Source organism: Carboxylicivirga fragile (assembly GCF_050589805.1).
Classification (GTDB): domain Bacteria; phylum Bacteroidota; class Bacteroidia; order Bacteroidales; family Marinilabiliaceae; genus Carboxylicivirga; species Carboxylicivirga fragile.
The window spans coordinates 1-12,592 of sequence record NZ_JBNGOY010000043.1; the positions used below are offsets into that span (position 1 = coordinate 1).

A 12,592-nucleotide genomic window follows, 5' to 3' on the forward strand; every position below is an offset into this window, starting at 1 on the left:
AAGTCAAATCAAATCAAAAAATCAAAGAACGTTTGTATGTTGTTGAAATATAATTTATTGCAAATTGTTTTTAAAAATTAACGCATCACTAGTAAGCTACCAATATGGAAAGATCTAGATTACCAATATCCCAGGAGATTTTCCAATCTGGTGCACGGTTTCGAATCCAAACGTTTATCATTTGCCGCTTTCCCATACCTGAATCAGGGTGCTGAGCATAAATAAGCACGCCCAATTGTAAACGAGCGGCCTCTTCAATTATCTCCATAAAACCTTCGGAATGCACCTTCAGGTCTTTTCGGTTTAAAAAAGTAATGTTTGGTTTTATAAATGATCCACGATAAGCTTGGTTCGCGAAGTTCACGCCTTGCGAAAAGTTTTCGGTACGAATTACAGCCCACGATGAAAACACATCGCTATTCTTATAATCATCAGAAAGCTGACCTATCTTCTCTCCAAGTTCAGGACATTTCTCTTTTGAACCCAAACCAAGCAGCTTAATTGAACCTTGTGGATAAGCCACATCCTTTAAAAAAGAAAAATAAGCTTTAATCGTTTCCGGATCACTCACAGGCACCAATAGGTTAGGTTTCCACGATCGCTCCTGTTGTTGGGTTAAACGAGCACTACGTTTTGCAGCCCACTCGGCAAATGAAACAAATAAACCACTGCGAACATCATCAAATGGAGTGTTTAATTTCCTTTGCAGCAATACGCCATACACTAAAAACACCAAGGCGACAGATATTAAACTAATGGTTGAATTAATAATAAACATGGCCAATATGGAGGTGATTAAGCCCAACCAGGGCACCCATTTCGTTACACGAAACATGGGGCGGAAACTTATCAGCCCAAGGTTTTGCTCTATAATTACAACCACATTTAACATGGCATAGGTTATTAAAAAGAACATGGTAACAAGTGGTGCCACTGCATTTAAATCGCGCAACAACATGGTAAGAAACACCAACGAGCCTGTTATAATCATAGCATTGCGGGGTTGGCCTGTTTTATCTGTTCGGCCCAACCAAGCGCCAGCTGGCAAAACACGGTGACGCCCCATGGCATACAATATACGCGATGATCCAACCATTGATGCCAAAGCCGAAGAAAAAGTAGCTCCTAGTACACCGGCAATTGCTAACGGTGGGAAAAATGATTTATCAATTAATATATTGTAGTTATTGAGTAACTCCTCTGTTGTGGCAGATTTTGCCAACCAAAAGGCTACCGCCATATATACCAAAAAACTTACACCAATGGCCGACAAAGTACCCACCGGAATACTTCTCTTCGGATCTTTCAATTCCCCCGACATATTGGCTCCTGCCATAATTCCAGTGGCTGCAGGGAAAAACACGGCAAATACAATCCAGAAATTCGAACCTGAAAACTTATTCTCAATAGAACCTTGAAATGTTCCCCATTGCAGTGTATCGCTCAAACTATTTTGCATTGACCCATAATATGCTGCTAATACCATCGAAATAATAGATGCAAAAATGATGGCCATAATCAGGTACTGAGTGCGAATAGCCAAATCGGCACTTTTATATGCAATGGCATAAAGCACCAGAAATACGGCCAGATCAACAAGCAATGCAGAATGCGTGGGGAAAATAAAAAGCCAGCCTTCTCGAAACCCAAAAATATACATGGTTACCGCCAAAGCCTGCGATACATATCGCGGTATCCCCAGGCTACCGCCAATCTCTAATCCCAAGGACTGAGAAATAATGGCATAGGCTCCTCCAGCTCCAATCTTAATATTAGTAGTAATCGACGACATAGAAAGTGCCGTAGTAAGCGTAATCAAAAACGAAACAATAATAATGAGCCAGGCACCAAGTAAACCAGCATTACCGACCACCCAACCCAGGCGCAAGTACATTATGACACCTATTATCGTAAGTAAGGTAGGCGTAAATACACCACCAAATGTGCCAAACTTTTTTAATGTTACTTTTTTATCCATCCTGTCTGCTATTGTTCTAAAGTAATAATTTTTTGCTGTTCAACTTATATAAAGCTATCAAATCATCTAACATTCAATAAATAAAACAACTCAATACACTTTATTATAATCTATTAAGGCAACAATATCAATTTAGAAATTGAGCCTAAGTTATCCACAGTGTATTCTAAATGATCAAACACCCAATTAATACTCATTAAAACACGGGAGAGTTAATTGATTATTTATACTTTTAGGATAACTAAATCAAGATCGATAGAGCTTATACTCAAACCAGCTTGTTATAGCTAATTATAAAGTACAACAAAACATGCCATGCTCTGGCAGGGTTACCCTAATGGTAAAATAAACAAAAATCAACTCTTATATGATTTGTACACTTTGTGGTTCTGCACTAGTAAATAAAAGAGATGCGTATTATTATGATTGTGATAATTGCCGAGCCATCGTAATGGACGAGAAACTCTACCTCTCGGCTGAAGATGAAAAAGAATCCTATAAAACCCATAACAACGATGTAAATGATATTCGGTATCAAAACTTTACATCGCCAATTACAAATTATGTACTCGGTCATCTTTTACCTGAACATAAGGGCTTGGATTTTGGAAGTGGTACTGGTCCTGTTATTTCCAGCATGCTAATCAAGAGTGGTTACGACATTGTCCAATATGACCCATTCTTTGCGCCAGATAAAAGTGTGTTGAATAATCGATTTAATTACATTGTTAGTTGTGAGGTGTTTGAGCATTTTCACCAACCAAAACTGGAAATAAAGAAGCTGATTGACCTTTTAAAAGACAATGGTGTATTACTTATTATGACCATGATTTACAATGAGGAGATCGATTTTAAAACCTGGCATTATAGAAACGACGATACGCATGTTTTTATCTATCGACAAGAAACCATCGAATACATTGCAGAAACAATGAACCTTGAAATAGACGTTTTAACAGATCGATTAGTCGTCTTGAGAAAATCAGCAAACTAATGCATCTGAAAGCAGTAAGTGGGCAATCCAACATTTTATGCTAATCTCCAATAGTAAATACTTTTGTTATCCCTTTAAAACCTTAAAAATATGACAATGATGAGTAGAATTAACTTCTTGATCCATAGCAATGTAAACACTTGACCTAATTAAAAGACAAAATCCGATAAATCATTGATTTATCGGATTTTCTAGTTGTCCCATAAGGACTCGAACCTTAAATGCCTGGACCAAAACCAGGTGTGTTACCATTACACCATGGGACAAACTTTATAGCTTTTTGTCAAAAGCGATGCAAATATAGATAGTTTTTTTTTCATTGCAAGCCATTTTGAAAAAAATATTAACCCACACAGGCCTTTTGCCTAATAGTGAGTAGATTATTTTTTCAAATAAAACATTCAGTTTTTACATACGAAGAATTATCTTTAACCTGAATTCGATAAAAGGATTAATAAGCATGTTTGATAAGGCAAATTATAAAAAGACGAATTTAGTTGTTGGATGGTCCATTTTCACCCTCTCTTCCATATTGTATTACTTAACCATGGCGCCCACGGTCAGTTTATGGGATTGTGGCGAATTCATCGCTTGCATGAACAAACTAGAGGTTGGTCATTCACCAGGTGCGCCATTTTATTTATTACTTGGCCGCTTGTTTAATCTTTTTGCTTTTGATGCTTCTCAACTGGCCTTTACTGCCAACCTATTATCTGTATTTGCCTCGGCAGCCACTGTTATGTTTTTGTATTTTTCAGCTGAGCACATTCTGCAGCGCATCTTTAAAGAATACTTAGCAAATTACAGTTCATATTTACTAATAGTTGGTTCTGCTGCCATAGGTGCATTTGCCTTCGCGGTATCCGACACTTTTTGGTTTTCCGCAGTTGAAGCCGAAGTATATGCCTTATCTATCTTCTTCACGGCTTTATGTTTTTGGCTGTTCTTAAAATGGGAAGAGGCATATGAAACATCGCTACCTAGTACCAAATGGCTAGTGCTTATCGCTTATCTAACCGGATTATCGGTGGGCGTTCATTTACTTAACCTATTGATCATACCAGTACTGGTTCTAATCATTCTTTTACGCAATCGTCCTTTTTCGTGGCATATCTTCGGAAAAGCGGTGTTAATTGGAGGCCTTATTCTTGGTGTGCTACTATTTGGTATCATCCAAAAAGGCTTATGGCTAGCTGCGAAGCTCGAATTACTGTTTATAAATGGAATGAGCCTTCCATTGCATTCGGGCTTAATTGCTTTTACTTTAATCGTATTTGGCGGACTATTTTTCATCGTTTTTAAAACACGCACAAAAAACAACAAACAACACATTCTGGCTTTATTCACACTTGTTTTTATGATTGGCTACTCTTCATATGCCATGATCATTATTCGAGCCAACGCCAATACACCTATCAACCTTAATGATCCGTCCAATGTGTTTTCGTTCGATGGCTTTTTAAATAGAGAACAATATGCTCAAAACCCATTAGTGCATGGTGCCTACTTTAACGCCAGAGGTGGAGATTTGGAATATGAAACAGCTTATCGGCCGAAGGGTGCTCACTATGAAAAATTTGAGAAAGCAACTGCATACAAATACGACAGCGAATTTACCGGCTTATTCCCGCGTATGCACAGCAGTAGTCCAACACATATTTATGGATATGCGCAATGGTCTGGGGTTGATCCAGAGCTTAAAACCAAACCTTCGTTTGTCACCAACCTGCGCTTTTTCTTCAATTACCAAATCCAGCACATGTACTTTCGCTATTTCATGTGGAATTTTGCTGGCAGGCAAAATGACGAACAAGGTCATGGAAATCTACTAAAAGGCAATTGGTCGAGTGGCCTAAGTCTATTCGACAAAGAATATGCCGATGGAATGCTACCAAGCATACAGCACAATAACCCATCGCACAACCGTTACTACCTACTGCCTTTGTTACTAGGCATAGCAGGCATTATACTATTATTGAAAAATAACACCGGGAAAAAATATTTATCAGTTATTGGTTTATTATTCCTGATGACAGGGCCTGTTATCATTCTTTACTTAAACCAAACACCATTTGAACCACGCGAACGCGATTATGCCTTTGCCGGTTCCTTTTTCGCCTTTTCAATTTTCCTTTCCATAGGCGCCTTTGCCTTGGTTCATTGGATGCGAAGTGTGCATGCGAGCAAAAGCATTGGTATATTAACCTTAATCCTAACCACCATAGCTGTCCCTGTTTTGATGCTTTCGCAGAATTACGACGATCATGATCGTTCGGGTAGGGAATTGGCGCTTAACATGGCACGTAGCTACCTGGCTTCCTGCGAACCAAATGCCATCTTATTTACCTATGGCGACAACGATACCTATCCCCTTTGGTATGTGCAAGAAGTGGAAGGGTATAGAACCGATATCAGAGTAATCAACTACGGATTAATGGGAGCCGATTGGTGTGTTAAACAACTTGGACAAGCAGTTAACGACGCAGGAAACATTCCTCTTTCCATATCTCAAGATCGCTATAAATCGGGCGATCTGGATCACGCTCTTTTAATGGATAGAAGCGAAGAATATGGTCCTCTGGCAAGTGTGGTTCAGTTTATTGGCAGCGATAGTGAGCAATCGAAACTAAAGCTTGAAAGCGGACAGGCCATTGATTATTCGCCCGTCAATAAGTTTTCGCTGGCCTATAACTCAAGCGATACTTTAAAATGGACATGCAGCAAACGCGTGCTTTATAAGAACGACATAGCCCTACTGGATATTCTTGCTACCAACCAATGGAAACGCCCTGTCTATTTCACCATCGGAGCCGATCCTGAAATTTTTCTTGGCATGAAAGACTACCTCAGGTACGATGGAATGGTTTATCGATTAATGCCGACTTCAAAGCAGGCTTCTGAACCTATTTACATCGATACGGAAGTTTTATTTGAGAAATATTTAAACACCATAGATCTGGGAGATGGTAATGCAGCTTATTACGATCATTATTGCCGGCGCACTTTTGATGTAATGAAACATCGTCAAATGACCAATGTACTGGCTGCCGACTTACTCGAAAATGGTCGAATAAATGATGCTCAGAAAGTGATCAAGAAGGCTACCAAAGAACTTCCGGTAAATGTATCTCCTGAAGCGCAAGGCAACATTTCCATTGCTCATTTAATGTATGCTGCTGACATGACAGAGGAAGCGAATGAAGTGGCGACTTTCCTTCTTCATAGGCATTTGAATAATCTGATATGGATTAATTCCTTACCGGCAAAATTACGCCGCTCAACCGACAATCTCTTTCAGGAAGAAATTCAAAATGGTGAAAGTCTTCGGTTCTTAATCACAGAGATTAAAAATGAACGCTTGCAACAGGAGTTTACAGCCATATACAAACAGTTAGGCCTGGACAAAATGATGAAGCAAGCCGAAACAGAAAGTTAGATTATATCACAACACATTAAAAAATGCACAAGATATAAGTGAATAGAACGTTAAGATGAACAAAATACATGAGCTGTTCTATAAAAAATTGTATTTTTGCCTATTATCTGAACTGTGTCAAAAAATCACCACAGAACATTCAGAGCTATTTGATTGAAAATAAGTAATTATGAGGCAATACACCCGTTTGAATTTACTATTTGGTTGGTTAACATTTTTTATTTCAGCCACCACTTATGTAATGACCATTGAACCCACAGCAAGTTTTTGGGATTGTGGTGAATTTATTTCAACATCGTACAAGTTATTAGTTGGTCACCCCCCAGGGGCACCGTTTTTCATGATAATGGGTCGCTTCTTTACTTTATTTGCACCCGATGCAGGTTCGGTAGCAGCCATGATTAATATAATGTCAGCGCTTGCAAGTGCTTTCACCATCATGTTTTTATTTTGGACAATTACTCATCTTGCTAAAAAAATATTTATTAGCGAAGAAGAGCCACCAATATGGAAAACATGGGCAGTTATGGGCAGTGGTTTAGTAGGTGCCTTAGCTTACACATTCTCCGACACATTCTGGTTTTCAGCTGTTGAGGGTGAAGTATATGCCATGTCATCATTTTTCACAGCCATTGTATTTTGGGCCATCCTTAAATGGGAAAATGTAGCTGGCAAGCCTTTTGCCAATCGTTGGTTAATCCTAATTGCCTACCTAATGGGATTATCAATTGGGGTTCACTTACTTAACCTGTTAGCCATACCAGCCATCGTAATGGTATATTATTTTAAACTACATGAAGTAAACCGAAATAATACCATAAAAGCTTTGGTAATTTCAGCCGTTATACTGGGTGGAATACTGTATGGAATTATACCAGGCGTGGTAAAAGTTGCCAGCTGGTTCGAATTAGCCTTTGTGAATGGTTTTGGTATGCCATTTAATTCGGGAGCCTTATTCTATGCCTTGATTTTAGTAGTAGCTCTTGTTGCCGGAATTTGGTACACCTATAAAAAGAGAATGGCCATTGCCAATACAATTATTTTAGCTGTAACAGTTATTCTAATTGGCTATTCATCTTTCGCCATGATTGTTATTCGCTCACATGCCAATCCTCCGATGGATCAAAACTCGCCGGAAGATGTATTCTCACTCATGTCGTACTTAAATCGTGAGCAATACGGCGATCGTCCATTGTTCCTTGGGCAAAACTACAATTCTCCACTGGACAGAAAAGCAATGCAAGGCGAAAAAGGAAGCCCGGTACGCATCAAAAAAGAAGGTGAATACATAACAGTTGATTACCGTCCGCAATATAAGTTTGACGATCGTACTACAACCTTATTCCCTCGTATGTACAGTCGCGAGGCGCATCACGTAGAACAATATAAAAACTGGACCAACTTTAAAGGGAAACGCGTTAATGTTGAAGACGAACGAGGGGCACCTAAAACATTGATGGTACCAACTTTTGGTGAAAACATCACATTCTTTATTCGTTATCAAGTGGTGCACATGTATTGGCGCTACTTCATGTGGAATTTCTCAGGTCGCCAAAACGATATCCAAGGACATGGAGAAATTCACAAAGGAAACTGGATTACAGGTATTAAATTCATTGATGAAGCCATGTATGGCGATGAAACCTTGCTATCGGATATATATGCCAAAAACAAAGCTCGTAATGCCTATTACATGTTGCCATTTATACTTGGATTAATTGGCTTATTATTTCAATTTAATGCCGGTAAAAACGGGAAACAAAGCTTTTGGATTGTAATGTTGCTATTTTTCCTAACCGGATTAGCCATTGTACTATACTTGAATCAAACCCCTATACAACCGCGTGAGCGTGATTATGCCTATGCAGGTTCATTCTATGCCTTTACCATTTGGATTGGCTTAGGCGTATTAGCCATTGTTGATGGATTAAAACGTTTTGTGCCGGGTTCGGTAAGTGCAGTCGCAGCTACCAGTTTATGTTTGGTATTAGTTCCGGGTATTATGGCCAGCGAAAACTGGGATGACCATGATCGTTCTGAAAGATATGTGGCCCGCGACTTAGCTCACAATTACCTTAATAGTTGTGCCGACGATGCCATCATATTTACCAACGGCGATAATGACACCTTCCCTTTATGGTATGCTCAGGAAGTTGAAGGCATACGTACCGATGTTCGTGTATGTAACCTAAGCTACCTACAAACCGATTGGTACATCGATCAGATGAAACGAAAATCATACGATTCTGATCCTATGCCATTCTCATTGGAGCATGATCAATATGTAACCGGAACACGCGATGTTGTTTACTTATTCGATCGAATTAAGGGAAGCATCGATATGAAAGAGGCCATCGATTTTGTGGCTAGCGACAACCCTAAAACAAAACAAATTCCAGAATATGCTGGTAGTATCGATTACCTTCCATCTAAGCAATTCTCCATCAAAGCGGATAGTCTTAAGGTGATGCAAAGAGGTATCGTTTCTGAGGATGCAGCTCACCTGTTATCGAAGCAAGTTGATGTTAAGTTGGGCAAGGATATGATTCTGAAAAATGAATTAATGATTCTTGATTTATTCGCTAACAACGATTGGGATCGCCCAATTTACTTTGCCGTTACAGTAGGTACCGATAACTATGTAAGTCTTCAGGATTATTTCCAATTAGAAGGATTTGCTTACCAAGTGGTACCAATTAAAACAACAAATCCTGATGGCCAGTACGGACGCGTTGATACTGAGCGTATGTATACCAATGTGATGGAGAAATTCAAATGGGGTGGATATGATAACCCTAATGTGTATTTGGATGAAAACCATTTACGTATGGCCAACAATATTCGTAATAATCTATCGCGTTTAGCAGCAAGCTTACTGGATGAAGGTAAAAACGATAAGGCGAAAAACATCCTGGATAAAACAATGGAGGTATTAAGTTCGGAACGCGTACCTCATAATTATTTCAGCATCTTTTTAGCCGAGGGTTATTTCAAACTAGGTGAATTTGAGAAAGGTGAGGAAATATTGAAAGGTTTAGCAAAAGATAAGTTGATGGATTTTGACTATTTCTCTTCTTTACCTGCCCATAAACAACAAACAGCAGGAAGGGAGCCTGACACAGCCATGGCAATTTACATGGAAGTAGTGAAAATGGCCCAAAAATACCAGCGAGAGGAGTTAATGAAGCAGTTGGAAGGCGACTATGAAAATCGCATCAAAAGACTTGGCTTTTTCGAAGGGTAAAGATGAGTTATAAGGTACAACCACCACTTTGGCTAAGAGCCTTCTTCAGAGGAGCTGTTTGGAGGAAAACTAAAAGTGAAAAATGCGTTTACCTTACTTTTGACGATGGTCCTGTAGAGAAGGAAACTTTATGGGTTGTTGAACTCCTGAAAAAGTATGACATCAAAGCGACCTTCTTTTGTGTGGGTGAAAATGCAAAGCGTCATCCTCACCTTATGGATGTATTATTAGAAAACGGACATAGCGTTGGCAACCACACCTTCAATCATCTACCTGCGTGGAAATGTTCACGTTCGGCATATTTTGAAAACATTGATAAGGGAAAACAATATGTTCCAGGCCAACTATTTCGACCACCGCACGGGCAATTATATCCATGGTATATGTCGGCTCTAAAAAAGCGATTTAAGGAAATAGTAATGTGGGACGTACTGGCAATGGATTACGACAAGCGTTTAAGCAAACAAACGGTAGTCAACAACGTGATGAATCATGTTCGAAATGGATCCATCATTGTTTTTCACGATTCGAGGAAAGCATGGGAAAGAATGTCGTATGCTTTACCCATATGCCTTAAGAGATTGCAAAAAGAAGGTTATACCTTCAAAGTATTTGAGATGTAATAATTGAATTTTAGATATAAGGCGAATACTATTTTCGTCGGAAAAGAAAAAACAAAACAAATGAACATTCTGCTTTTAGGTTCGGGAGGAAGAGAACATGCTTTGGCGTGGAAAATGGCGCAAAGCTCAAAACTATCAAAATTGTACATTGCCCCTGGTAATGCAGGCACATCGCAAGTTGGGACAAACATTAACCTTAATCCCAACGATTTTGATGCGCTTAAAAAATTGGTGCTTGAAAAGGGCATTGACATGATAGTTGTTGGCCCCGAAGAACCTTTGGTGCGTGGAATTAAAGATTTTGTTTTAAACGATGCTGAAATTGCAAACGTTCCTGTTATTGGACCTAATAAAAAAGGAGCTCAATTAGAAGGAAGTAAGGAGTTTGCCAAAGAATTTATGCACCGACATAATATTCCAACAGCAGGTTATCTTTCTGTTAATCCAGACAACCTAAATGAAGGGCTTGCTTTTCTTAAAACTTTAAAAGCTCCATACGTGCTTAAAGCGGATGGTTTAGCAGCCGGTAAAGGTGTTCTTATTCTGGATGATTTAGCCGAAGCTGAGACTGAACTTAAAGCCATGCTTGATGGTAAGTTTGGCGATGCAAGTAGCAAAGTAGTTATAGAGGAATTTCTTGATGGCATTGAACTATCTGTATTTGTTTTGACTGATGGACATGGCTACGTGGTTTTGCCTGAAGCAAAGGATTATAAGCGCATTGGCGAAGGTGATACCGGGTTAAACACCGGTGGGATGGGTGCTGTATCTCCAGTTCCATTTGCGAATGAGGCATTTATGAAGAAAGTACACGATCGCATTGTTTTACCTACTGTTGAAGGTCTACAAAAGGATGATATCCCATATAAAGGATTCATTTTCATCGGCCTTATCAGTGTTGATGGTGAGCCGATGGTTATCGAATATAATGTTCGTATGGGTGATCCTGAAACTGAAGTTGTGATACCGCGTCTGAAATCAGATTTGGTTGATTTATTCGAAGCAACAGCTGCCGGTAATTTACGCACCAAGCAAATTGAATTTGAAGAGCAAAGTGCAACTACCGTGATGCTGGTATCAGGTGGATATCCGGGCGATTATGAAAAAGGTAAGGTAATAACTGGTTTAGATGCAGCTAAAGATGGTTTGGTTTTCCATGCAGGAACAATTGAGAAAGATGGAAAAGTATTGACCAATGGCGGAAGAGTAATTGCATTGACTGCTTTTGGCAACAACAAAGATGAAGCACTTATAGCATCGTTTAAAAATGCCAATACATTAAATTTTGAAGGTAAATATTTTCGAAAAGATATCGGATTCGATTTATAAGCTATGCTATATAAAACGGTAAATAGAAACAGTATTGTAGCATTAGTGGTGATGCCACTAATGCTTCTGGGCTTTTGGACTAACTCTCTAATGGCCTTGCAATCACCTGGTTTTCCGTTTGAACTACATGCTATGCCTTTATGGAACTTTGTGGCCAATATCCTAAAAGGGAATCAATTAATTGCTACCATCATAAGTATGTTCATTGCCCTATTATTGATGTTTGGGGTGAATCGAATTACTAACCGCTATAGTTTATCTACTGGGCAGACCAGCGCGCCCGGCTTCATCTACCTATTATTTATTAGCGGTTATTTAATGGTACAAAAGCTGCATCCAGTTTGGTTCTTTGCACCGCTGCTTTTGCTTGCTATTGAACGCTTATTTCTGGCCTATGGTCATCGTAAACCGATGGCTTGGTGTTTTGAGGCTATGTTTTGGCTTTCATTAGGCACCTTGTTTTACGCAAAGGGAATCTACTTATCCATATTAGTTTGGATGACCATGTTTATTCTTCGTTTGTTTACCTTGCGTTCCTTCCTAGCTACACTCATTGGACTTGTATTGCCTTATTTATTAGCTTTTGGGTACTATTTCTGGATGGATAAACACATGTGGTTCCTCGAACTAATATTCGAGAATTTTGCTTCTCCAGTTGCATTTTTTAGCCATACTATTTTTTCACAATGGTACAATGGTCTCATCATTGCCCTGGTATTTGTGGCAATTATGGCTGTGGTGCGCATAATGCCTATGGTTAAGATAATTTCTAGAAAACATTACCGTATCTTTATCTGGTTGATTGTATTGTGCGTTGTAGCATCGCTTACACCTTATTTCTCTTTAGAAATAATTCCTATTTTGGCCCTTGGCTCAGCTATAATATCTAATCGTTTCATTAGTGCCATACGACGTACAATTATACAAGAAATACTGTTTGCTCTACTAATCATACTTACTATATCTGCTCAATTCCTGATTTAAAAGA

7 protein-coding genes and 1 tRNA gene are annotated in these 12,592 nt (G+C 39.0%); 6 read left to right on the plus strand and 2 right to left on the minus strand.

The window, feature by feature from the left end:
* Positions 1-88: 88 nt before the first annotated feature.
* Positions 89-1,978 carry an amino acid permease gene (locus ACRD7B_RS17095; protein WP_430825826.1) on the minus strand — a complete coding sequence of 630 codons (1,890 nt, stop codon included), beginning with the start codon at positions 1,976-1,978 and terminating at the stop codon, positions 89-91.
* 367 nt (positions 1,979-2,345) lie between these two features.
* Between ACRD7B_RS17095 and ACRD7B_RS17100 the strand changes: the two genes are divergently transcribed.
* Positions 2,346-2,972 (plus strand): class I SAM-dependent methyltransferase, encoded by a 627-nt coding sequence (locus ACRD7B_RS17100; RefSeq protein WP_430825827.1) that lies wholly within the window; start codon positions 2,346-2,348, stop codon positions 2,970-2,972.
* A gap of 195 nt (positions 2,973-3,167) precedes the next feature.
* Here the strand turns inward: ACRD7B_RS17100 and ACRD7B_RS17105 are convergent.
* A tRNA-Gln gene (locus ACRD7B_RS17105) sits at positions 3,168-3,238 on the minus strand.
* 194 nt (positions 3,239-3,432) lie between these two features.
* Here ACRD7B_RS17105 and ACRD7B_RS17110 point away from each other — a divergent pair.
* The 5 genes from ACRD7B_RS17110 to ACRD7B_RS17130 all read left to right on the plus strand — a co-directional run bounded on the left by ACRD7B_RS17110 (position 3,433) and on the right by ACRD7B_RS17130 (position 12,588).
* Positions 3,433-6,408, plus strand: a complete 2,976-nt coding sequence (locus ACRD7B_RS17110) for a protein O-mannosyl-transferase family (protein WP_430825828.1) — start codon at positions 3,433-3,435, stop codon at positions 6,406-6,408.
* A gap of 169 nt (positions 6,409-6,577) precedes the next feature.
* Positions 6,578-9,652 carry a protein O-mannosyl-transferase family gene (locus ACRD7B_RS17115; RefSeq protein ID WP_430825829.1) on the plus strand — a complete coding sequence of 1,025 codons (3,075 nt, stop codon included), beginning with the start codon at positions 6,578-6,580 and terminating at the stop codon, positions 9,650-9,652.
* A gap of 2 nt (positions 9,653-9,654) precedes the next feature.
* Entirely contained in the window at positions 9,655-10,275 is a 621-nt protein-coding gene (locus ACRD7B_RS17120) for a polysaccharide deacetylase family protein (RefSeq protein WP_430825830.1), read from the plus strand.
* A gap of 60 nt (positions 10,276-10,335) precedes the next feature.
* A complete protein-coding gene (gene purD / locus ACRD7B_RS17125) occupies positions 10,336-11,604 on the plus strand; it encodes a phosphoribosylamine--glycine ligase (protein WP_430825831.1) in 1,269 nt (422 codons plus the stop codon).
* A 3-nt stretch (positions 11,605-11,607) separates the two neighbouring features.
* Positions 11,608-12,588, plus strand: a complete 981-nt coding sequence (locus tag ACRD7B_RS17130) for a hypothetical protein (RefSeq protein WP_430825832.1) — start codon at positions 11,608-11,610, stop codon at positions 12,586-12,588.
* Positions 12,589-12,592 lie beyond the last annotated feature (4 nt).